General features: G+C 59.4%; 19 protein-coding genes. 8 read left to right on the top strand and 11 right to left on the bottom strand.

Annotated elements, in window-relative coordinates:
• The first annotated feature begins 68 nt into the window (after nt 1-68).
• Nucleotides 69-1,061: an SDR family oxidoreductase gene (locus DW56_RS10950; protein WP_024555151.1), complete on the top strand. Its 993-nt coding sequence runs from the start codon at nt 69-71 to the stop codon at nt 1,059-1,061.
• On the opposite strand, the gene DW56_RS10955 is transcribed toward DW56_RS10950, so the two are convergent.
• The gene (locus DW56_RS10955; RefSeq protein WP_024555150.1) at nt 1,041-2,663 is read right to left on the bottom strand and encodes an alpha-amylase family protein; all 1,623 of its coding nucleotides are present in this window, start codon (nt 2,661-2,663) and stop codon (nt 1,041-1,043) included. The two genes, DW56_RS10950 and DW56_RS10955, sit on opposite strands and share 21 nt — an antisense overlap.
• Nucleotides 2,664-2,913: 250 nt before the next feature.
• Between DW56_RS10955 and DW56_RS10960 the strand changes: the two genes are divergently transcribed.
• The 3 genes from DW56_RS10960 (at nt 2,914) to DW56_RS10970 (ending at nt 7,052) form a co-directional block, all read left to right on the top strand.
• Nucleotides 2,914-4,770 carry a bifunctional sugar phosphate isomerase/epimerase/4-hydroxyphenylpyruvate dioxygenase family protein gene (locus tag DW56_RS10960; protein WP_024562166.1) on the top strand — a complete coding sequence of 619 codons (1,857 nt, stop codon included), beginning with the start codon at nt 2,914-2,916 and terminating at the stop codon, nt 4,768-4,770.
• A gap of 92 nt (nt 4,771-4,862) precedes the next feature.
• Entirely contained in the window at nt 4,863-6,176 is a 1,314-nt protein-coding gene (locus tag DW56_RS10965; protein ID WP_024553676.1) for an MFS transporter, read from the top strand.
• A gap of 42 nt (nt 6,177-6,218) precedes the next feature.
• Nucleotides 6,219-7,052, top strand: a complete 834-nt coding sequence (locus DW56_RS10970) for a shikimate dehydrogenase family protein (RefSeq protein WP_024553675.1) — start codon at nt 6,219-6,221, stop codon at nt 7,050-7,052.
• A gap of 61 nt (nt 7,053-7,113) precedes the next feature.
• Here DW56_RS10970 and DW56_RS10975 read toward each other — a convergent pair whose 3' ends face one another.
• Nucleotides 7,114-7,635 (bottom strand): SRPBCC family protein, encoded by a 522-nt coding sequence (locus DW56_RS10975; protein WP_024553674.1) that lies wholly within the window; start codon nt 7,633-7,635, stop codon nt 7,114-7,116.
• Between the two features lie 111 nt (nt 7,636-7,746).
• Between DW56_RS10975 and DW56_RS10980 the strand changes: the two genes are divergently transcribed.
• The gene (locus DW56_RS10980; RefSeq protein ID WP_024553673.1) at nt 7,747-8,658 is read left to right on the top strand and encodes a LysR family transcriptional regulator; all 912 of its coding nucleotides are present in this window, start codon (nt 7,747-7,749) and stop codon (nt 8,656-8,658) included.
• Nucleotides 8,659-8,925: 267 nt separating this feature from the next.
• A complete protein-coding gene (locus DW56_RS10985) occupies nt 8,926-9,594 on the top strand; it encodes a hypothetical protein (RefSeq protein ID WP_024553672.1) in 669 nt (222 codons plus the stop codon).
• Between the two features lie 100 nt (nt 9,595-9,694).
• On the opposite strand, the gene pqqU is transcribed toward DW56_RS10985, so the two are convergent.
• Nucleotides 9,695-11,818: a TonB-dependent receptor PqqU gene (pqqU, locus tag DW56_RS10990; protein WP_024553671.1), complete on the bottom strand. Its 2,124-nt coding sequence runs from the start codon at nt 11,816-11,818 to the stop codon at nt 9,695-9,697.
• 323 nt (nt 11,819-12,141) lie between these two features.
• Here pqqU and yncE point away from each other — a divergent pair, with 323 nt between their 5' ends.
• Nucleotides 12,142-13,197, top strand: coding sequence for a 7-bladed beta-propeller protein YncE (yncE, locus tag DW56_RS10995; RefSeq protein ID WP_024553670.1), 1,056 nt, complete (start codon nt 12,142-12,144; stop codon nt 13,195-13,197).
• A 95-nt stretch (nt 13,198-13,292) separates the two neighbouring features.
• Here yncE and DW56_RS11000 read toward each other — a convergent pair whose 3' ends face one another.
• Nucleotides 13,293-14,417 (bottom strand): MFS transporter, encoded by a 1,125-nt coding sequence (locus tag DW56_RS11000; RefSeq protein ID WP_024553669.1) that lies wholly within the window; start codon nt 14,415-14,417, stop codon nt 13,293-13,295.
• Between the two features lie 130 nt (nt 14,418-14,547).
• Between DW56_RS11000 and DW56_RS11005 the strand changes: the two genes are divergently transcribed.
• Complete coding sequence (locus DW56_RS11005; RefSeq protein WP_029589811.1) at nt 14,548-15,882, top strand: HdeD family acid-resistance protein; 1,335 nt, start codon at nt 14,548-14,550, stop codon at nt 15,880-15,882.
• On the opposite strand, the gene DW56_RS11010 is transcribed toward DW56_RS11005, so the two are convergent.
• The 7 genes from DW56_RS11010 to DW56_RS11040 all read right to left on the bottom strand — a co-directional run bounded on the left by DW56_RS11010 (nt 15,879) and on the right by DW56_RS11040 (nt 23,265).
• Entirely contained in the window at nt 15,879-16,745 is an 867-nt protein-coding gene (locus DW56_RS11010) for an ABC transporter permease (protein WP_024553667.1), read from the bottom strand. The two genes, DW56_RS11005 and DW56_RS11010, sit on opposite strands and share 4 nt — an antisense overlap.
• Nucleotides 16,705-17,559, bottom strand: a complete 855-nt coding sequence (locus tag DW56_RS11015; protein WP_024553666.1) for an ABC transporter ATP-binding protein — start codon at nt 17,557-17,559, stop codon at nt 16,705-16,707. The genes DW56_RS11010 and DW56_RS11015 overlap by 41 nt, the downstream gene beginning before the upstream one ends.
• Before the next feature lie 10 nt (nt 17,560-17,569).
• Nucleotides 17,570-18,451: a TauD/TfdA dioxygenase family protein gene (locus DW56_RS11020; protein ID WP_024553665.1), complete on the bottom strand. Its 882-nt coding sequence runs from the start codon at nt 18,449-18,451 to the stop codon at nt 17,570-17,572.
• A gap of 21 nt (nt 18,452-18,472) precedes the next feature.
• Nucleotides 18,473-19,471, bottom strand: a complete 999-nt coding sequence (locus tag DW56_RS11025) for an ABC transporter substrate-binding protein (RefSeq protein ID WP_029697450.1) — start codon at nt 19,469-19,471, stop codon at nt 18,473-18,475.
• Nucleotides 19,472-19,779: 308 nt separating this feature from the next.
• On the bottom strand, nt 19,780-21,273 hold the full coding sequence (gene ansP / locus DW56_RS11030) for an L-asparagine permease (protein ID WP_024553663.1): 1,494 nt from the start codon (nt 21,271-21,273) through the stop codon (nt 19,780-19,782).
• Between the two features lie 272 nt (nt 21,274-21,545).
• Nucleotides 21,546-22,190, bottom strand: a complete 645-nt coding sequence (gene nfsB, locus DW56_RS11035) for an oxygen-insensitive NAD(P)H nitroreductase (protein WP_024553662.1) — start codon at nt 22,188-22,190, stop codon at nt 21,546-21,548.
• Between the two features lie 178 nt (nt 22,191-22,368).
• A complete protein-coding gene (locus tag DW56_RS11040) occupies nt 22,369-23,265 on the bottom strand; it encodes a dihydrodipicolinate synthase family protein (RefSeq protein ID WP_024553661.1) in 897 nt (298 codons plus the stop codon).
• Nucleotides 23,266-23,278 lie beyond the last annotated feature (13 nt).

Raw genomic sequence — 23,278 nt, forward strand, 5'->3', positions numbered from 1 at the left:
GTTGCCCGGAGCGTGAACGCCCCGCCTGTACTACGCTTTGGTTACCTTCATTGAAACAGGATAACGACATGACAAAAAACGCCTTTGTCGCTGTCGTGACCGGCGGAAGTTCTGGTGTCGGACGCGCCACAGCAAACTATTTTGCGGCCTCGGGCTATGACGTTGCCGTTATCGCCCGCGGCGAACAGGGGATTGCGGATACGGTAAAGGAGCTTGAGCGCCACGGCGGAAACGTTATCGGCATCAGCGCCGACGTGGCCGACCCTCAACAGGTAAGCAACGCCGCCCAAAAAATAGAAGAGCAGCTTGGGCCGGTCGCCGTCTGGATCAACTGCGCGATGACCACCGTGCTGGCGCCGGTTGAAGAGATGAGCGCTGACGAATACCGCCGCGTAACGGAAGTCACTTATCTCGGCACCGTTAACGGCACGCGCGCGGCGCTGCGCTATATGCAGGAGCGCAACAGCGGCATCATTGTGCAGGTAGGTTCCGCGCTGGCGCTGCGCTCCATTCCGCTGCAATCCGCCTATTGCGGCGCAAAAGCGGCGGTGCGCGCCTTTACGGATTCGCTGCGCTGCGAACTGCTGCATCAGAAAAGCGGCGTAAAAGTGACGATGGTGCAGCTCCCGGCGGTGAATACCACGCAGTTCAATTGGGCGCGCAATAAGTTTCATCATCGCATGCAGCCTGTGGAGCCGGTCTACCAGCCGGAAGTGGCGGCAAAAGCGATTTATAACGCCGCCGTGGCGCGCATGACGCCCCGCGAAGTGTGGCTTGGCAAAAGCACGATTATGTCGGTGGTGGGGAATATGTTTTTCCCGGGGCTGCTGGACCGCTACATGGCGAGAAACACATGGCAGGGCCAGCTTACCGATGAAGTTGAAGCGCCCATGCGCGACGACTATCTGTTTCGCCCGCTGGAAAGCGGCCATCAGGCGCGCGGGCGCTTCGATCGTATCGCGCGAGAAAAAGCCGTGTCGGTTGACTCGCGAGTCATGGGCGTGGCGGCTGTCGCGCTGGTCGGCCTGGCGTTGCGCGGTTTATGCCGCCGACGCCGTTAGCGAGCGTAGCCGCAGCCAGCGATAGCCGTAACCGTTAAGCGCAAGCTCTCGCGAAACTGGCGGATACGGCTCATCCGCCAGGATCTCCACTGCGCCGTCCAGATCTAACTCGCCTGAATTAACGTTAACCGGCTGCGGCGATAGGTTGGCGAACATCAGCGTCGCGTAGCCTTCCCCCTGATAGCGGGCGGCGAAAACGCTTTGCTGCGGCACGGTGAACGGCTGGAAGTGGTGATAGCACACCTCCGGCAGCGTACGCCAGGTTTCGGCGATGCGCCGGATGCGGTGCAGCAGAGAATCTTCCCGCCCCAGCTGTTCTTCCACGTTAATCTTCTGGTAGCCGTAGGGGCCGCTCGCAATCAACGGCGAGACAAAATCGGCCGGGTTGGCCGTGGAAAAACCGGCGCCCGGCGCGTTACGCCACTGCATCGGCGAGCGTACCGCTTCGCGCTCCGGCTGGTTAAGGTTATCCCCCATGCCAATTTCCGCGCCGTAACGCAGGGCAGGTGTGCCGGGCAGCGAAAAGAGCAGGGCGTGCGCCAGCGCCTGGTGGCGCTCGTCGCCCTCCAGCATTGGCGCGAGACGGCGGCGGATGCCGCGCCCGTAAATACGCATGTTTTCGTCTGGCGCGTACTTATTCATCACGAAGGTAAAGTCTTCTTCGCTCAAATCTTCCATATCGAGTTCGTCATGGTTGCGCAGCCAGAAGCAGTAGCCGCCGTGCTCGGGCGGCAGGGGCAGCTCGTTGAGCGCGGCCACCAGCGGCCCGGCGTTTTCCCGCGCCAGCGCCAGGAAGATATTCTTGTTGATCCAGAAGTTCAGCAGGGTGGTCAGGCGATCGCCGTCGCCGAAATAATCTTTAAATTCATCAACGTTAACATCCACTTCCCCCAGCAGCATCAGCTGCGGATGGTGGCGCGCCAGCAGGTCATGAACGTGGTTAAAAAAGCGGTAACCCTGCGCTTTATCGCCGTTGCCCGCCTGTTCGACCATGTGCGAGGCGGCGTCGATGCGAAAGCCCGCCACGCCTTTATCCACCCAGTGCGCCAGAATGCGGTCAACCTCATGCAGCACGCGGGGGTTAGCCAGGTTCAGGTCCGGCTCATGGTGATAAAACAGGTGGCGATAGTGGCTCTGCGCCTCGTCATCCCAGCGCCAGATGTGCGGCTCAACGGTTGGGAACATCGGTTTCGGTTCGTCCGGCCCGCCGTTTTTCGACCAGAGATAATAGTCGCGATACGGCCCCTGCGCGTTTTTGCGCGCTTCCTGAAACCAGTAGTGGGTATCGGCAGTGTGCTGCGCCACCAGTTCAATGATCACCCGGATATCGCGCTTGCGCGCCTCCGCCAGCAGCCAGTCGATATCTTCCGGCTCGCCGAGGCGGGGGTCGATGGAAAGGTGATCTTCCACGTCATAGCCATTGTCCCGCCGCGGGGAGCGATAAAAAGGGGTAAGCCACAGCGCCGTTACGCCAAGCGAGGCGATGTAATCCAGTTTCTGGATGATGCCGCGAAGGTCGCCCCAGCCATCGCCATTGCTGTCGTAAAAACGGCTGGGATCGATTTGGTAAATCACGGCGTTCTGATGCCAGACGCGGCCCATAGGCGGCTCCTTTTCGACAATGAAAAATCACTGTTGAGTATAGGCGGTAGCGGGAACCAGACGGCGAAGCCAGGAAAAGTCCGGTGTTTTTCTCCGCGTTTTACACGGGCAGTTCGTGCGCTGTACACCATGTGGAGACATAACTGTACAGAAAAACGGCATATCAAATCACATTTATTTAACTTTTGATTTGCATAATGAACCAGTTGATACAATTCTGATCACACCCTGAAAGCTGTGAGAGATAAAAATGCAACGTTCAATTGCGACCGTTTCGGTCTCCGGCACCCTGCCGGAAAAACTGAATGCCATTGCCGCCGCCGGGTTCGACGGCGTTGAAATTTTCGAAAACGACTTACTTTATTACCCCGGCAGCCCTGCCGACGTGCGCCGGATGTGCGCCGATCTGGAGCTGGCGATTACCCTTTTTCAGCCGTTTCGCGATTTCGAAGGCATGTCGCGCCAGCAGTTCGCCGCCAACATGGAACGGGCGCGCCGCAAGTTTGACCTGATGCAGCAACTGGGCTGCGACAAAATGCTGCTTTGCAGCAACGTTTCGCCGCACGCCTCCTCCAATTTTGATTTGCAGGTGAGCGATCTGGCGCAAATGGCGGAGCTGGCGCAGCAGTTTGAAATTGAAGTGGGCTATGAAGCGCTGGCCTGGGGCGCCCATGTAAACCGTTTTCGCGACGCCTGGGCGCGGGTAAAGGCGGTCGATAACCCGGCGCTCGGCATCGTGCTCGACAGCTTTCATATTCTTGCGCGCGGCGACAGGCTCGGCGCGATGGAGGATATCCCGGTTGAGAAGATCACCTTTTTGCAGCTTGCCGACGCCCCCGTTATGAAGATGGATGTGCTGGAGTGGAGCCGCCACTTCCGCTGCTTTCCGGGGCAGGGCGAGCTGCCGCTGGAAGAGTTCGCCCGCGATCTTACTGCCAAAGGTTACCGCGGCCCCTGGTCGCTTGAGATTTTCAACGACGGCTTTCGCGCCTTCCCCACGGCGCCGACAGCAAAAGACGGCTACCGTTCGCTGCTCTGGCTGGAGGAGCAGACCCGCAAGCATCTGCCGGACAGCGACGCGCCGCTGTTTGCGTCGGCGCCGCTCGCCCGCTATGACGGCGTGGAGTTTATTGAGTTCGCCGCCAGCGATGAAGACGCCGTCGCCCTTGGCGATGCGCTGCGTCCGCTGGGTTTTGCCCGGGCAGGCCAGCACCGCTCGAAGAAAGTGGAACTCTGGCGCAACGGCGGCGCCAACGTCATTCTTAACCATCAGCCCCATAGCTGGGCGGACAATTTCTACCAGCGCCACGGCGTTTCACTTTGCGCCCAGGCCTGGCGGGTAAAAGGGGCGGCGCAGTTATTACAGCGGGCGCAGGATTACGGTTATCCGCTCTGGCAGGAAGCGCACGGCCCGGACGAGCGAGAGTTGCCCGCCATCTGCGCGCCGGACGGCAGCCTTATCTACCTGATTGAATCGGCAGGCGAAGAGGGCTGGCGCGCCGATTTTCATCTGCAAGCCACGCCGAACAGCGATTATACCGGCATCGACCATCTGGCGCTCGGCCTGCCGGAAGGCAGCCGCGACAACTGGGTGATGTTCTTTCGCTCGGTCTTTGGTTTTGAACTCGACAGTGAATACAGCCTGCCGGATCCCTACGGCCTGGTGCGCAGCCAGGTGCTGCACAGCCCGTGCCGCACGGTTCGTCTGCCGCTGAACATGTCGCAGAGCCGCGACACGCAGATTGCCCGTTCTGTGGCCCGTTATCAGGGCAGCGGCTTACAGCATGTGGCGTTCGCCACCGCCGACCTGTTAAGCGCCGCCGCGCGGTTGCAGGCGCAGGGGATGCGGCCGCTGCCGGTGCCGGGAAACTATTACGACGACCTGCTGGCGCGCTATGGCGAATGCGGCGGGCTGCTGGCGACGCTGTCGTCGCTTCAGGCGCTTTACGAGCGCGACGACAGCGGCAACGCGTTTTTGCATATCTATACGCCGCCGTTCCGGGAAGGGCGTTTTTTCTTTGAGATAGTGGAGCGTAAGGGGGATTACCAGCAATACGGCGCCAGCAATGCGGCCGTCCGGCTTGCCGCCATGCAAACACATCAGTAGCATTACCCGCCGTGGACCATTGGGTTCAGGGCGGGCGAGACACAGAACATCGCATAACTATAACTCTGTACCTGCATAAAAAGGATAACAACATGACAACGTTGCAACCGGGCGACATCGCCGCCCCGCGGGCGGGAAGCGTGAAGCGCACCCGTACCCGGCTGGTTATACTCACCCTGCTGGCCATAGGGACGATGATCAATTATCTCGACCGTACCGTGCTTGGCATCGCCGCGCCGGAGGTGAGCCGTGATCTCGGCATCAATGCCGCCACCATGGGCATTGTTTTTTCCGCCTTCGCCTGGACTTATGCCGTCATGCAGATCCCCGGCGGCCTGTTCCTCGACCGCTTCGGCAACAAAATTACCTACGCGCTTTCGCTGGTTTTCTGGTCGGTCTTTACCCTGCTGCACGGCATGACGATTGGCCTGAAAACCCTGCTGCTCTGTCGGCTGGGGCTTGGCGTCAGCGAAGCGCCCTGTTTTCCGGTCAACAGCCGGGTGGTGGGGAAATGGTTTCCGCAGCACGAGCGCGCCCGCGCCACGGCGGTCTATACCGTAGGCGAGTATGTCGGGCTGGCGGCCTTTGCGCCGCTGCTGTTCTGGATAATGGAAAGCTTCGGCTGGCGGGCGCTGTTTATCACCACCGGCGTGGCGGGCATTCTTTTCGCAGCCGTGTGGTGGATTGGCTATCACGAGCCGGAAGATTCCCGCCGCGCGAACAAAGCGGAGCTTGACTACATCGGCCTGCAAAACGGCGCCGCCCAGCCGGAAGCGAAAATGCATTTTAGCTGGGCCAATGTTGGCAAACTGGTGAAGTGCCGCCAGATGATCGGCGCAGGCATCGGCCAGTTCGCCGGCAACACCACGCTGGTCTTTTTCCTGACCTGGTTTCCCACTTACCTCGCCGTCGAACGGCAGATGCCGTGGCTGAAGGTGGGCTTCTTCGCCATTATGCCGTTCCTTGCCGCCGCGGTTGGGGTCATGGCGGGCGGTTTTCTCTCCGACAAACTGCTGAAAGCGACCGGCTCCGCCAATATTGCGCGCAAGCTGCCGATTGTCGGCGGGCTGCTGCTCGCCAGCACCATCATTCTGGCGAACTGGATGTCTACCAACGAAGGGGTGATCGCCATTATGTCGCTCGCCTTTTTCGGCCAGGGCATGGTGGGGCTGGGCTGGACGCTGGTCTCTGATATGGCGCCGAAAAACCTCGCCGGGTTAACGGGCGGCCTGTTTAACTTCTGTACCAACATGGCCTCTGTCGTCACGCCGCTGGTGATCGGCTTTATTGTCGCCGGGACCGGCAACTTCTTTTACGCGCTGATTTATGTCGGCGGCGCAGCGCTGCTGGGCGTTATTTCTTACCTCTTTATTCTTGGCGATGTAAAACGCATCGAGCTGGACTAACGCAGGGCGGCGGCGCAACGGCGTCGCCGCATAAGGACTCTTATGATAAGTGGACATACCCGCCTGATCGCGCATCTGGGCTTTCCTACCGAAAGCTTTAAAGCGCCGATGATTTATAACCCCTGGTTTGCCGCCAACGGTCTGGATATCAAAGTGATGCCGATAGGCGTAAAGCCACAGGCGTTTGCCGACCTGCTGCGCTCGCTTTTTCGCACCACCAACGTGATAGGCGCGCTCATTACCATGCCGCACAAGGTCGCTACCACGGAACTGGTTGACCGGCTTAGCCCGACCGCCCGGATAGCGGGCGCCTGTAACGCGGTGCGCGTGAACGAGGCGGGGGAGCTGGAAGGCGACATGTTCGACGGCGAAGGCTTTGTGCGCGGCATGCGCCAACGTGGACAGGCGGCTGAGGGCAAGCGCGCGCTGGTGGTGGGGTGCGGCGGCGTGGGCTGCGCCATTAGCGCATCGCTGGCGGCGGCGGGCGTCGCTTCCCTGACGCTGTACGATACCCGAAGGGAGAGCAGCGAGGCGCTGGCGGCGCGGTTGCAGCAACATTATCCGCAGCTTCAGCTCGCCACGGGCGAGCGCGATCCGCAGGGGCACGACATTGTGGTCAACGCCACGCCGCTCGGCATGCAGCAGGGAGACCCGCTGCCGCTGGACGTTTCACGCCTTGCGCCGGGCTGTTTTGTGGGGGAAGTGGTGATGAAAAGCGCCGTTACGCCGTTTTTGCAGGCCGCCCGCGAGCAGGGCTGCGTCACTCAGCAGGGAGTGGACATGCTGTTTGAGATGATCCCCGCGTACCTCGAATTTTTCGGTTTGCCAGCGGCGACTGCGCAGGCGCTGCGCGAAACGGCGGAGATCCGTTATTAACGGTGATGAGTAAAGCGGGTGGCGCTTTTCGGCCACCCTGTAAAACGTTGCTGTGCGGTTTTTATGCCCGTTCAGCTTTTTGCGCCAGCGCGGTTTTCGCGAGGCCATCAAGCCAGGCCTGATGAGCGTTAAGCATGGGGTTCGGCGTGGTGGCCGCCAGCTGCTGCGCCGGTTTGCCGAGCTGGCTCTCCTGGGTAAGAATGCGCACGCGCCCGCCGGATAAGTCTTCAATCAGCCAGGCGTGCAGCACGTCCAGCGCGCTCTGCTCATCGCCATCCACCCAGCCGCGCCAGGCGAGACGGGCGGGTTGGCCCTCCGCTGGCGGCACAAATTCAGTGACCTGCGCCTCTACCGGGAAGCTAAAGGTGGTGAAGCGAAAGCGGCTGTTTGCTGCAAGCTGCGGGCCGGTTGCGTCGTAAAAACGGATGTCAGAGACGTTTTCGTAATAGCCTGGCCACCAGTTGGTGTCGGTGAGGTAAGTCCAGACCTCTTTCGCCGTCAGGCCCGCCACAATCACTTCGTTGGAAACAAAATTGTCAGTGGTCGCCGGGGTATATTTTTCCGGCCAGATAATGCTGTTCATCTTTTTTTCTCCTGTTTGCTCAATGCCGCCATCTTAAAAATCGCCGTGATATAAAACCAATCGCATGTTTTAATAACTGGTATAAATGAAATTTATTTCTCAGGGCGAGCCATGCGCGAACTTCATCATCTTGATCTTAACCTGCTGAAAACCCTGGACGCGCTGCTGGATGAGCGCAACGTCACGCGCGCCGCAGAGCGGCTTTCGCTAACGCAACCGGCGGTCAGCGCCATGTTGACCCGGCTTCGCGAAAGCTTTAATGACCCGCTGTTTGTCCGCTCGCAGCGCGGCGTCATTCCCACTCCCCGCGCGCTGGAGCTGGCGCAGCCGGTCAAGCGTATCCTGCATGATATCCAGACGCTGATGCAGCCGGAGCGCTTCGAACCGGCCACCTCGACGCTCACCGTCACGATTGCCGCTACGGATTATGCGCTGCGCGCCATTGTCGACCCTTTCATCCGCGAACTGCGCAGGCGGGCGCCCGCCATGCGGCTTGCGGTGCGGGGGATAGACGAAGCGAACGTGCGCCAGCTGCTGGAAAAAGGGGAAATCGATCTTGCGATACTCACCACGCAAACCGTGCCGGAAGAGCTGCATGCCCGCCGGCTTTATGACGAAGAGTATGTTTGCGCTATGCGTGCCCGCCATCCGGCGGCGGGCGAGCCGCTGAGCCTTGCGCGTTTCTGCGAGCTTGACCAGGCGCTGGTCTCTTATTCCGGCGATCCGTTTAGCGGCGTAACGGACCGGGCGCTGGCGGCGCAAAACCTCACGCGCAGGGTCAGCCTCTCGGTAGACAGCTTTTTGTTTCTGGTGGCTTTGCTGAAAGAGACCGATCTGCTGGCGGTGGTGCCGCGCAGGCTCATTCGCGAAGAAGATGCGCTGCTGACCTTCGCGCCGCCGCTTGCTATTCCCGGTTTCACCAAAGTGGCCGCCTGGCATGAGCGCACGCACCATCATCCGGCGCACCGCTGGCTGAGGGAGGTGCTGTTTGAGGTCTGCGGCGATAACAACCGGCAAGGGTGAGCGAGCTTTACAGGCAAAAGTTGGCAGTTGTTGACGCGATGCTCTGCCTGTAGATTGCGGTTTTGGACTTAACCTTTGCTGTTTTATCGTCAGAGCTTGCCGGTCGTTAATTGACCTGACAGCATGAACTGCCGTAGAGCAGATTCATTATGAAAAACAATCAGGTAAGGATGCATTATGGATGCGTTATCGAGCCAGGCGGTAACTGACATGGTTGCCTCGCTGAAGAAGCAATCAAAAAAGGCCAGAGGTATCAGGAATACGTTAATGACGGCGTTGGTGTTGGCAGCCTTTGCGCTTATCGCCATTATTTCTCTGCGTCTCTTAAACGCCCCCGGCATTACGCAGCTGCCGTTTGCGCCCGTCGCGCCGGCAACGGGCAGCTACACCGATAATGCGGCGTTGATTACTGCCATTAGCAGGCAGGCGCAATTGCTGTCGCCCGTCGCCGGGGAAGAAAAGCGCGGCGCGATAAAAAACGGCGCAGAGCCGCAAATTACCAGCGAAAAGACAAAGCCCGGCGGCGCTAACGCCTCGCTCACGGACGCGCAGCGTAAACAGGCCATGGAGCAGCTTGATAAGCTCGTTGATAATTATGTGAAAATTGCCCAGTCGCTGAACAGCCGTCCGGTTATCAAGACCGACAACACCTGGTCGAACATGATAAGCGCGTTGCTCATCGCCGCAGGAGCCGTGGGTTTTATTGCCTATATCCTGCAAATCATGGTGGGGTTCTTACGGTATTACGCCCGTCTGGCGGAGCTTTATGATACCCAGGCCGCCATAATGGAAGCGTCGGAAGGCAAAGTCGACAGAATCAAAGAAATGATGACGGTGTTGTCCAGCAAGCATATTGGGCTGGGCAAAGAGCCAGAGATGATTTACAGCAAGCTGGCAGAGGCGTTAAGCGAGAAGGCTAACAGCAAAACCGCCTGACCCATCAGCAAAGCCGCTGCGCTGGCAGGCGTGACGGCAAGGGCCGTAAAGCGAGGCGGCAGGCGCAAGCGCCATACCGCCTCTGAGGGTTTTCGGTGGGTTATTCGAAGCTGTAGGTCACTGCCGCGCCTACGCCGTAGTTACGGCCCGGCGCGGGTTCGTAGTAACGGCCATTGCCTTCGTTAACGATAACAGAGCCGACATAATCCCGGTCAAACAGGTTGTCGACGCGGCCAAACACATCCAGCATCCAGTTGCCTTGTTTCACTTTATAGCCGGTGTTCAGGCCAACGGTGGTATAGGAAGGCGCCTTAGCAGTGTTCTCGTCGTCGGCCATAATGCTGCTCATGTAGCGCACGTCGCCGCCCGCGTACCAGCCGGTTTCCGGCTCATAGCCCATAGAGGCGTAAACCATGTTGCGGGCGATGCCCGGCATGCGGTTGCCGTTGCAGTTGACGTCGCCGTTGCAAACGTCGGTGCGGTAGGTGGCGTTAAGGTAAGTCCACGCCGCTTTCAGCTTCCACGCGTCGCCAAACTGCTGATCCACACCCAGCTCCACCCCCTGACGACGGGTTTTACCGGCGTTTTTGTAGGTGGTGCGCCCGCCGCTGCTGGTGTCGGTCACGATCTCGTTATCGGTGTCGGTCTGGAACAGTGCGGCGGTCACCAGGCCGTTGCCGATACGCGTTTTACTGCCGATCTCTACGGTATCGCTGGTCGAAGGCTTCAGATCCAGGTTCAGGCCGTTGATGCCGCCCGCCCGGTAAGAAAGCTCGTTAATGGTCGGCGTTTCAAAGCCGCGACCGGCGGACACATAGACATTCCACGCCTCGGTGACCGCATACTTCAGCGAGCCTGCCGGCAGCCATTTGTGGTAGTTCGCCTCGCCGCTGTCGTCGCCATTGCGGGCATTAACGTAGTGGTCGTTAGAGTCGAACCAGATATTGCTGTAGCGCACGCCCGCATCCAGGCTCAGCTTGTCGGTAAGCTGCCAGGTGGTTTGCAGATAAGGGTCTACGTTCCACATCAGGTTGCGTTCGTCGCGGCGCAGATTTCCCTTTTCGCCGTAAACCGGCGCGCCGTTCACCATCGAGAAGTTTTCAAAGCCTTTGCGCTTCTCGATAAGGTTTTCGTAGTTAAGCCCGGTGGTGAAGCTGAACGGCACGGCGCCCAGGTCGCCGCGGTGGGTCCAGCGGCTGTCGATGCCCTGATAATGGCGGGTGAGGTCGATAACGCCGCCCGGGTGCGTCGCGTTAAGCTGCGGCGCACGGGGGATAGACTGATACTGCACGGTTTCGCGCTCGCCAGCGTAAGCCATGACGCTGAGATCGTCATTCGCCGTCAGCGCGCGCTCATAGCGCAGGCCCGCCTGGGTCTGCTTCGTGTTTTTGCGCGTGTTGTACTGGTCGCCGCGCGGCGACTGGCGCGGATTGTCCCGCCACTCGTCACGGTCCAGGCCGCCCGGATCGTTGGCTTTAATATCCACGCTGTTGAAAATCAGCGACAGCTTGCTCGCGTCATCCAGACGCACGCCAAGCTTCGCGTTAGCGAGGTTTTTACGCGCGCCGCTGTGGTCGCGGTAGCCGTGGGTGGTGAAGCGGGTGGTGGAAACGGAGTAATCCACGTCGCCCGCCTGGGTGCCGTCGCCTGTGGCGCCAGTGGCCTTCAGGCCGTAACGCACGCTGCCGTAGCTGCCGTAATACGTACCGGCTTCAATTTTCGGCGGCTGGGCGCCGGTCTCGGTTTTGACATTAATCACGCCGCCCGAGGCGTTGCCGTAGAGCGCCGAGAAGGGGCCGCGCAGCACTTCCACGCTGTCGACGCTGTTTAAATCAAAGTTAGAGGTGTAACCCTGGCCGTCCGGCATGGTTGCCGGAATACCGTCAACGTACATGCGAATGCCGCGTACGCCGTAGGTGGAACGGGAGCCAAACCCGCGCATCGAAAGCTGTAAATCCTGCGCATAGTTCTGGCGATTCTGGATTTGCAGGCCCGGCACGCTGCCGAGGTTTTCTGAGAGGTTGACGCGCGGCGCGGCGTGGCGCAGATCTTCGCCATTCACCACGCTCACCGCGGCAGGCGTATCCAGTTCGGAAACGGTGCCAGGGGTAGCGGTAACAACCATCGTCTGCTCATCGGCCGCAGCGGCGCTGGCGATAAAGCAGGGGGAGAATACGGCGGGCAGCAGCCACAGAGGCGCTTTCGCGGCACGGGAGATTTTCATTCATCAAACCGGGTTAGGGGTTCGCATACGAACCAGATGGAACATTCGGCGCTATGTTAAACTTTATGTAAATTTTTGAAAACCCAAACGGCACATATCGTTAACAGTAATGCGCAGCCAGGCAAAGTGTAGCCGAAACTGCGGCAACAGCCATGGTTACCCGCGCTTTCTCCGGCGTTTGCCCTTCGCAGAGAAAAAGATCCCTTTTTCGTGAAATAATGATTATTATTCTCAACAAAACAGGCCGGCGGCAGGTACCCCGGCTGTCCTTAACGGAAGCAATGTGACGTAACCATTACCGCATGTTTTAAAAGGGAGTCTTTATGCAATTACCTCATCTGTCCGCGCCGCGTGCGCTGCTGGGCGCGCTGCTGTTCGCCACCACGTTTACCGCTTTCTCAAGCCAGGCGGCACAGGAACTGCTGCGCAAGCCGGTAGGCAAAGGCGCCTATGAAATGGCTTACAGCCCGACAGAGCAGGCGCTTTATCTCGCCACGTCCCAGAGCCGGACGCTCGATAAAGGCGGCGTGGTCTACCGTCTGGATCCGACCACGCTTGAAATCACGCAAGTTATTCATAACGACGTGAAACCGTTCGGCGCCGCCATCAACACCAAAACCAATACGCTTTACTTCGGCAATACCGTAAACAGCGCAGTGACGGCTATCGACGCCAAAACGGCGGAAGTGAAAGGCCGCCTGGTGCTGGACCCGACAAAGCGTTCTGAAACCGCGCGCCCGCTCCAGCCGCGCGAGCTGGCGGTCGATGAAGCGACCAACACCGTTTACATTGGCGGTCTTGGCAAAGAGAGCGTGGTCTGGGTCGTGGACGGCGAAACGCTGAAGCTTCGCGCCACCATTACCGGCCTTGGTAAAATGAATACCGGCCTGGCGCTCGATGCCGCAGCGAAACGCCTCTACACCACTAACGCCGACGGCGAGTTCATCACCATCGACACCGCGAATAACAGCGTAGTTTCCCGTAAGAAATTGCAGGAAGAGGGCGAGCATATGTACCTCAACCTGGCGCTGGATACCGCCAACCATCGCGCATTTGTCACCGACTCAAAACAGGCGCAGGTGCTGGTGGTGGATACAAACAATGGCAACGTGACGCATAAAATCGACGCGCCGAAATCACTGGCTGTGCTGTTCAACCCGGCTCGCAATGAGATTTACGTCACCCACCGTGAAGCAGGCAGCGTGAGCATCATTGATGCGAAGAGTTACAAAGTAGTCAAAACCGTTGAGACGCCGACTCACCCGAACAGCCTGGCGCTTTCTGCCGACGGTAAAACGCTGTATGTGAGCGTGAAGCAGGCGTCGAGCCGCCAGAAAGAGGCCGCCAGCCCCGACGATGTGGTGCGCATTGCGCTGTAACGCGCAGCAGGCGACCTGAGCGCGCGCCGCAATACGAAGCGGGTAGCGAAGCGCTGCCCGCTGGTTAACGCCTTAGCCCCTTTGGGAGTCAGCGGTCAGGCGTCGCCCCGGTTTCCCCGCCACGCATAAAGCGTAAACATGCCGCAGAGCGTCGCCGCGAGCCATGGCAAACCGTCACGGCCAACGCTCATCGCCAGCCCGCCGAGGGAAGGGCCGAGCAGCGCGCCCGCCGCCCACATTATCGACATAGCGGCGTAAACACCGGCCAGTTGCGCGCCGGAAAAGCGTTCGCCAACCTGGATTATCACCAGCGTGTAGATCCCAACAAACAGGCCGCCCCAGAAGAACATCACCCCCCATGCCAGCGGCGCGAAGGCAAGCGCCCACGGCCAGATTAGCGCGCCGAAAGTTGAGGCTGCGGCAAATATTACGACCAGCCGCCTGCGATCAACGCGGTCCGCCAGCCAGCCCACCGGCAGTTGCAGCACAATAGCGCCAGTCATCAGCACGCTAAGCAGCAGAGCGGCGAGATTTTCACTCCAGCCAAGATTCACCGCATAAATGACCAGCAGGTTCATGCCCGCCGCTTCCAGCGCAGCATTCAGCATGGTGGCGGCCATGGCCACTGGCGCAAGCGCCAGATAGCGCCAGAAGGGGGCTGTTTTTTCCTGCGCCAGCGGCGCTTGCTTTTTGCGATGAGCGAGGAGAATCGCCCCCGCCGCCAGCGCCAGCAGCGCGCCGTAGAAAAAGGGGGCTTCGCCATGGCCCGCCAGCAGGAAAAACGGCCCGAGCGCAAACCCAAGCGACAGGCTCGCCACATACCACGCCATGGTTTTAGCCCGCGCGCTTTCCACGCTGGCATGGTTAAGCCAGGTTTCGGTCACCACCAGAATGATTTCACTAAAAACGCCCAGCAGCAGACGCAGCGCAAACCAGCTTGCCAGCGGCAAAAAAGCAAACAGGCAGAGGGTAAGGAAAATCGCTGCCAGCGAAAACAGCATCAGCGCCCACGGCGAAAAACGGCGGCAAAGTCCTGGCAGCATGGGCGCGATGGCGAACACGCCTGCGGCGTGCATCGCCGCATTCAGGCCAATCAGCGCTTCGCCGTAACCCGCCGCGCTCAGGCGCAGAGAGACCAGCGGCGCGGTCAGGCCATAAGTCAGGCCGAACACCATAACCGTGGTTATCACCACGGCTTTTCCACGCCATGCGTCGCCCATATTTTTCTCCCGCTGTTTCTATAACGCTTAGCAGCGACTTGCGCTGCTAACAAGGCAGCGAAGGCGCACGGCCTGAGCTACGCTTGAAAAATCCAAATCGGTGGCCCTGCATAACAAAAGGGAGGGCGCGATGGTCCGGTTGATTTTGATCCTGCTTGGCGTTGATTTCTTGCGTACCCACTGGCGCGGCCTGCGCCGGTTCGGCGCTTTTACGCTGCTTGCCGGCACGGTGATTTTTATCGATGCGCTGGACGGCGTGCTCTATTTTCCCATCGAGCCTTTTGCGTTTTTGTTGCTGGTGGAAGGCTGCGCGACGTTAATGGTCGCAGGCAGCGGCATCGGCGGGCAGAAACGTCTGCGCTATGTAAAAGGGGCGGCTTTTGTTATCTCGTCGCTGTTGATACTGGCAGGCAACCATCATGGCGATCTGGTGCTTTCTTTGCTGTTCGGCACGCTATTTCTGGCGGATGGGGCGCTGCAAATCGCCTCGGCCATTGTGGTGCGCTACCCCAACTGGCGGCTGGCGCTGTTCGGCGGCGTGGTGGAAGTGTTTATCGCCATCTTCTTTTATCAACCCTGGCCGACCCATTATCAGGGTGTGGTGCCGTACTGCCTGGGGCTGGGGCTGGCGTTTACCGGCTGGAATCTGATGCTGCTGGCGCGACGGGCGAAACGGGCGAAGCGCAACCCGGCGCTGGACGACCCGGCGGCGCAGGCGGGCATTCCTGGCGCGCCGTTAATTACCCAGTGGGAGGGGCCGCCTGCGCCGGATGAACCGGCGCTAACGGTGCATGTCTGGACTCCCACCGGCACGGCGTCAGGCAGCGCGCGACAGCGCCCGGTTATCAGCCGATACATCGCCGCGGTGGACGAAAAAGGGGTTATTTCTACCGGCCACGCCGCGCTGGCCTCGCCTGAAGGGGTCTATATCAGCCTTTACCCGGCGCAGGAGATTGACCGCTCGCCGGATGAGTTCACCCGCCTGTTGCGCGCTACGCGAGAGAACAACGTCGCCGGGCGGTTTCTCAGCGACTACGAAAGCGAGGCGGCGCAATGGTGCCCCTTCACGCGCCAGGTCCGCATTCGCAACTACAGCCCGGCGCGTCTTGAGCGCTTCTGGCAGCATTACCGACAAGACAGCACTTACAATTTAACCCACCGCAACTGCTCCAGCAGCGTGGCGAAAGGGCTGGAGGCGGCGCTGGAAGGGTGCGTGGGTCGGCTCTGGCAACGCAAAGGCTTCTGGGTCGCCTTCGGGAAGCTGATGACAACGCCGGAGCTGTGGGTGGCGCTGCAAATTCGCAAGCGCGGCCAGACCATGGCCTGGACGCCAGGGCTGGTGCTGGATTACGCCCGCGCCCTCAGCATGCTGGCGGACCCGCGCCCGACGGGGTGGATTAACACCGCCCGGCGGGCGCTGGCCAAAATCTGGCGGCGGCGCAAAGGAATGCGGGTGGCGAGCTAGCGCTGCATGCCCCAGCGCTTCACCGTGGCTTTCTCAAGGGTGGCGAATACCAGGCCTTCCACCAGCAAACCGATGACAATCACCGTGCCGAGACCGGCGAAAACGCGGTCGGTAAAAAGCTCATTGCGGTTCTGGAATATATACCAGCCCAGCCCGCCGTCGCCGCTTGAGGCGCCAAACACCAGCTCTGCGGCAATCAGCGTGCGCCAGGCGAAAGCCCAGCCAATTTTCAGCCCGGAGATAATCGACGGCAGCGAGGCGGGAATAAGGATATTGAGCACCAGCCGCGGGCCGCTTAAGCCGTAGTTGCGCCCGGCCATGCGCAGCGTTTCCGGCACGCTGGTAAAGCCAGACCAGGTGTTGAGCGCAATCGGCCACATTACCGAGTGCACCAGCACGAAAATCAGGCTCGCTTTGCCAAGACCGAACCAGAGCAGCGCCAGCGGCAGCAGGGCGATAGCAGGCAGCGGATTGAGCATCGCCGTCAGCGTGCTTAGCAGGTCGCGCCCCAGACGGGTAGAGATGGCGAGCGCGCTAAAGAGCAACGCCAGCACGCTGCCGATAAGATAGCCTTTAAGCAGCGTGCCGAGCGAGTTCACGATTTTCGCCGGCAGCTCGCCGCTGTGCATATCCTCCGCCCAGGCGCGCAGCGTCTGCACCACGCCCGGCAGCATCAGATCGTTGTTTTGCAGCCGCGCCACGGCTTCCCATACCGCCAGCAGCAGAAAAACGATGACCGTTTTGCGAAGCCAGGTCTGGTTCCATAGCCGCGTGGTAAGCGGCAGCGGCACATCCAGCGACAGCGCCCCTGGCGCGGTTAGCTCACGCTGATACTCGGGACGGACGGGCGGCTGTTGCGACATAAGCTGGCTCCTTGGGTGAAGAAGGCGCCTGCGGCGTGACCGCAGACGGGAAAAGCAGATCGTGGATCTGCTGGGCGGCGTGCTGAAACGCCGGGCTTGCGAAATCGGCCATGCCGAACTGATGGCAGTTGAGTTCGGCGCGCACCTGACCGGGGTGCGGCGAAAGCACCAGGATGCGGCTGCCGACCACCAGCGCCTCTTCAATGGAATGGGTGACGAACAGAAGCGTAAAGCGCGCTTCGTCCCACAGCGTCAGCAGTTCTTCCTGCATCTTTCGCCGGGTCAGCGCGTCGAGTGCGGCGAACGGCTCATCCATCAGCAGCACTTTCGGCTTCATCGCCAGCGCTCTGGCTATCGCCACCCGCTGTTTCATGCCGCCGGAGAGCATATGCGGCAGGGCATCGGCAAACTTCGAAAGCCCCACTTTGTCCAGATAGTGCAGCGCGCGCTCCCGCGCCTCGGCTTTGCTCGCCTTGCGGCTGGCAACCAGCGGAAACATGACGTTTTCAACCACGGTTTTCCAGGGCGGCAACTGGTCAAACTCCTGGAACACCATCATGCGTTCCGGCCCTGGCTGCGTGACGTTGTCACCTTCAAGCGTGATCTCGCCGCTTACCGGCGCCATAAAGCCGCCGACGGCTTTCAGCAGGCTCGATTTCCCGCAGCCCGACGGCCCCAGCAGAATAAACCGGTCGTCGCGCCAGACGTCGAAGCTCACCTGATGCGTGGCGCGCACGCGGCTTTGCCGGGTGCGGTACTCCAGATCGACATTTTTAACGGTCAGCAGCGGCCCGTTCGGGCGGGGTTGGATCATGTTGCCTCCTTCAGTACGGCGCGTCGCCTTCGATGGTGGTGCGATAAAGCTTGCGGCGCAGGTGTTCCGGGCAGCCGGTGGCAAGATGAATAAGCGAGCGGTTATCCCAGAACACCATGTCGCCATACTGCCAGCGGTGGCGATAAAGGTGCTCCGGCCTGATGCTGTGGTCATAAAGCGCCTGTAAAATCTCGCGGCTTTCTTCTTCCGGCAGACCTTCAATGTGGGTGGTGAACCCCTCGCTTACGAACAGCGCTTTGCGTCCGTTCTCCGGGTGGGTGCGCACCACCGGGTGCGAAACCGCTTTTACCTCCGCCAGTTGCTGTTCAGTGAGTTGCGGTCGCCACTGCGTGCCGAATTTCGGTTTACTGTAGGTGGCCGTATAGGAATGCACCGCCCGTCGGCCTTCCACCGCTTTTTTCAGCTCAACCGGCAGCGTCTCCCAGGCTTTATGCATATCGGCGAACAGCGTATCGCCGCCTTCTTCCGGTAACTCCTGGGCATAAAGCATGGAGCCGAGGCTTGGCAGTGCTTTATAAGAGAGGTCGGAGTGCCAGTATTTCCCGGCATCGCCGAGGCCAATCGGTTGACCATTTTCAACGATATTGGAAACAATCAGGATCTCCGGGTGATCCTTTAATAAAAACTGTTTCAGCACATGGATTTGCAGCGGGCCGAAGCGGCGGCTGAAATCTACCTGCTGTTGCGCAGTAATGCGCTGGTTGCGAAAGACCACCAGATGGTGATCAAGATGCGCCTGCTTTACCCGGGCGAAATCCGCTTCGTTCAGCGGCTGGCTTAAATCAAGGCCGGTTATTTCCGCACCCAGATTTTCAAACGGGCTAACCACAAAATCCTGCGGGCGTACGGGAGCGTCGAATGTCGTTGTCATAAGGCTATCCTTACAGGTGAATTAGCTGCCCGGATTCTGCCAGGCTTCGTTAAAGAAATAAGCTTTCCAGGAGTCGGCTTTATTTTTAATTACCCCAAGCTGGTGGAGCTTATCGGCATAAATAAAGGTGCGCTCCGGAGAAATCGTAAAGCTAATTTCCGGGTCATTAACAATCTTCTGTACCAGCGGCAAAGGCAGGCGCGATTTTTCTACCCGAATATAGGTTTCAGCGGCTTTGTTTTTATCCGCATTAATAATCTGCGCGGCTTCGGCCAGCGCGTCATAAAAAGCGCGATAGGTTTTAGGGTTTTCGTCGTGAAACTTTTGCGTGGTGTAAAGCACGTTGAAGGTGGCCTGGCCGCCCAGCACGTCGTAAGAGCTTAAAATTTTATGCACGTTTTTATGTTCCAGCGCCTGGTACTGGAATGGCGGGCTGGAAAAGTGGGTGGAGATTTCTGAACCGCCGGCAATAAGCGCCGCGCTGGCGTCCGGGTGCGGCAGGCTGACGCTGATTTTATCGAAGCGCTTGTAGTCAGCGTCGCCGAAAAGTTTCGCGGTTTCAATTTGCAGTGTGCGGGACTGGAAGCCGACGCCTGCCGCCGGCACCGCGATGCGGTCTTTATCGCTTAAATCCTTAATGCTTTTTACCGCCGGGTTATTGCTGAGCAGATAATTGGGCATGGAGCCGAGCGAGGCGATGGCTTTGACATTCTGTCGGCCTTTGGTGCGATCCCAGAGTGTGAGCAGCGGCGGCACGCCCGCCGAGGCGACATCCAGCGCGCCGGACAGCAGCGCTTCGTTCATCGCCGTTGCGCCGGAAAGGGTTCGCCAGTCCACCTTTATATCCAGCCCTTGTTTCTTGCCCTGTTTTTCAATTAATTGCTGGTCGCGTACGACATCCAGAATTAAATAACCAATACCGAACTGCTGCGCGATGCTGATTTCTCCTTCAGCCTGCGCCGCGCCCGTGGCGAATAACAGCGCCAGCGCAATGGCGCCTGTTGTTTTCGTTATTTTCATGGTTATTCCCGTAAGTGATAAATAAAGGATTTTGTCTATATCGATGGCTTAATCGTGCAGGCGTGATAAGAAAAAGCAAAAGTGTTTATTGGAATAAGTTAGTCGTAATGGATAAATGCTTTTTTTTGCTTTGCTAATGCAGGAAGAGGGAAAGCTTTTTCGTTTTGGCGAAGGGCAGAAACGCCCAGGCGGAGAGAGAGAGAAGGCGTAGGGAGAGAAAGCATTCAGCAGTGAAACGTCACCCGTTTTTCTACGCTGCGCATAAAAAAACCGCCCGGGGGGCGGTTTTTTGCAGCATGGCTAAGCGCTTAGCGCGAATGCTCTTCTTTCAGCGTCACTGTTTCTACGGCATCGGGATTTTGCGGCGCGGCGCTGTGGATCTCATTGACGCGCTTGCGCACGCCGAACCAGCCGAGAACCAGCAGCAGGGCGATTAGCGGAATTGAGGCGATGGTGTAAGTCCCGTTCGGGTAGTCGAACGCCATCAGCACCAGCACCGCCAGCAGGAACAGCAGCGTCAGCCAGGAGGTGAACGGCGCGCCCGGCAGTTTAAAGTGAATGTCTGCCGCTTTGCCTTCTTTAATGGCTTTACGCAGACGCAGCTGGCAAACCACAATAAACGCCCACGAGGCGATAATGCCCAAAGAGGCGAAGTTCAGCACAATCTCGAACACCTGGGACGGCACCAGATAGTTCAGGAACACGCCTACCACGTAGACGGCCATCGTGACCAGAATCCCGGCGAACGGCACCTGGTGCTTGCTCATCTTCGACATAAACTTCGGCGCAGAGCCGCCCATCGACATTGAGCGCAGGATGCGTCCCGTGGAGTAAAGGCCGGAGTTCAGGCTTGAGAGCGCCGCAGTCAGCACCACGATGTTCATAATGCTGCCGATGTAAGGCACGCCAAGTTTTGAGAAGAAGGTGACGAACGGGCTTTGCCCCGCCTGATAAGCGTTCCACGGCAGCAGCAGCACCAGCAGGATCACCGACCCGACATAAAACAGGCCGATACGCCAGATAACGCTGTTGATAGCCTTCGGCACCATGGTTTCCGGATCTTTACATTCGCCCGCCGCCGTACCCACCAGCTCGATAGAGGCGAAGGCGAACACGACGCCCTGAACCAGCACCAGCGCCGGCAGCAGGCCGTGCGGGAAGAAACCGCCGTTATCGGGTATCAGATGAAAGCCCGTCGCGCCGCCGTCCAGCGGTTTGCCGGTACCGAGGAAAATGGTGCCCACCACCAGAAAAAGCACAATAGCCAGCACTTTAAGCAGCGCAAACCAGAACTCCATTTCGGCAAACCATTTCACGCCGATCATGTTCATGGTGCCGACAATCGCCAGCGCGCCCAGCGCAAAGACCCACTGCGGCACATCGCCAAACGCGCCCCAGTAGTGCATATAAAGCGCGACAGCGGTGATATCCACAATGCCGGTCATCGCCCAGTTTACAAAGTACATCCAGCCCGCCACGTAGGCGGCCTTTTCGCCGAGAAACTCACGGGCGTAAGAGACGAAGCTGCCGCTCGACGGGCGATGCAGCACCAGTTCGCCCAGCGCGCGCAGAATAAAGAAAGAAAAAATACCGCACACCAGATAGACGATAGCCAGCGACGGACCCGCCGCCTGGAGCCGCCCGCCCGCGCCTAAAAAGAGCCCCGTACCAATGGCGCCGCCGATGGCTATCATCTGTACGTGACGGTTGCTCATCGCTTTGCGATATCCCTCCTCGTGGGAGTTCAACCAGCGACGTTTCGCGGCCTGATGATCGGCCGCGCTTTGCTTCGTTGTCTTCATTGTTTTCCTGTCATCCTGTCTGCTAACTGGGAAAGCCCGTTGCTGACCAATCGTTTGCTTTTGCTGGTCTTCTGTACGGGAAATGTCCGCTTTTATAGTGAATAGCTATGCGTTAAAAGCGAAACATGGCGCAGCATCCTACCTGCAAACTCAGGCCTAAGCAAAACATACCAGTGAGGGTGTGAAGCCGCCCCGGACACGTTTCAGCGTGCCAGTACACGAGGAAGAAGAAAGCGCGGAAAGGGGCCGCCTGCGACGCGGCCCCGGGAAGGTCAGAGCAGGGTAATAACCTGTTCGGCGTCAAGACGGGATTTCGGCAGCGCGGCGTTGAAGTCGGCTTCGCTGTGATAGCCCACCGTCGCCATGACAACGCTTTTCAGCCCTTTGTCCGTCAGCGCCAGCGCCTCGTCCATTTTTTCCGGCGAAAAGCCTTCTATCGGCGTGGCGTCAAGCCCAAGGCTTGCGGCGCCGAGCAGGAAGAAACCAAGCGAAATATAAGCCTGGCGCGCCATCCACGCCTGCTGGTCTTCCACCGATGCGCTGTTCAGGTCGACAAAATAGCGGCGGCCCTTGTCCTGGCCCTGACGCATCTCTTCGCTGATAAACCGTCCATCCTGCTGCTCTTTATCAAGCAGAGCCTGCAAGTGTTCATCGGTAATGCGCTCATGAATGGCGAAGACCACCACCATCGCCGCTTTCTCGATTTTCCCGGCGTTGGCTTCCGCTACGGCAGGCAGCAGGCGGGCTTTCCCTTCATCACTGGTCACGGCGAAAAAGTGCCAGGGCTGGGAGTTGACGGAAGAGGGGCTGTAGCGCAGTACGTCAAGCAGTTGCTGCTGCTGTTCGGCAGTGAGCTTGCGCGTTTCGTCATAGGCTTTGCTGGTAAAGCGGGTGCGGATGATTTCATCTAGCGTCATTTTCTGTTCCCGGTTAATGGGCGGCCTGTCCACAAGCCGCTTGTAAAATAGACCGTGCAAGCCTACCCGATTTTTACAGCGCGATGCCATACGGTTTCAGGATGGCGGCGGCAAGCCGCAATAAATGTGAAAAGAAGGGGGCAGGCAAGCGCGCCTGCTGGCATATTCAACCCCGGGCTTACGCGGTTTCCCAGGAGTCAAGCACCGGCAACAGCGCGCGCAGCGCCTCCTGCTCCTGCGCTGGCAGCATTTTCAACGGCGCGGGCAGCGGCGGCTCGTCAAGCAGGCCAGAGAGTACCGCCAGGGCGGCGATCACCCGCAGGCTGCCGTGGCGACTGAAGAGCGCCCACAGCGGCGCCAGGCTTTCAAAAAATGCAGCGCTTTGCGCCGAGGCTTCCTGCGCATGGCGCATAAGGCGCAGCGCCAGGCGCGGATACAACCCGCCCACTACGGAATACCAGAGATCGCAGCCTGCGCTCATGCCAGCCTGTGCGAACATATCGCCGCTCACGCCGAGCTTCACGCTTTGCGGCAGCGCGGCGCGCAGGGCGGCTACCCGTTCGCGGCCATCCGGCGCGGCAAGCGGCGCGCCGGGCAGCTTGATTGAGCCGATCGCAGGCAGCGCGGCGAGGCGCGAATAAAGCGCGTCGGTGAACGTAAAATGGGTGGTGGCGGCGTTATCGTAAACGCACAGCGGCACATCGCTGTTTTGCGCAACCGTCTGGTAAAGGCTGAACACTTCATCTTGCGTCAGCGGCTGGTAAGAAACCGGCGCCAGCAGCAGGGCGCTGACTCCGGCCTGCTGCGCCCCTTCAGCCAGCGTCAGCACGTCGCGGGTGCGCACGGCGCCCACGCTTACCATCACCGGCACGCCTGCGGCATGTTCTACCGCGAGCCTTGTCAGGCGCAGCCGCTCATCCAGCGTCAGGTAGGCATAATTGCCTGTCGAGCCCAGCGCGCCAATGCTTTGCACCCCGGCCTCAGCCAGACGCGTCACCAGCCTGATAAAACCTTGCTCATCGGGACGCTCGCCCCGCATCGGCGTTAAAGGAAAAGCGCTTAAACCTGAAAACATGCTGACCCCCCTG

Source organism: Franconibacter helveticus LMG 23732 (genome assembly GCF_000463115.2).
GTDB classification, from domain to species: Bacteria; Pseudomonadota; Gammaproteobacteria; order Enterobacterales; family Enterobacteriaceae; genus Franconibacter; species Franconibacter helveticus.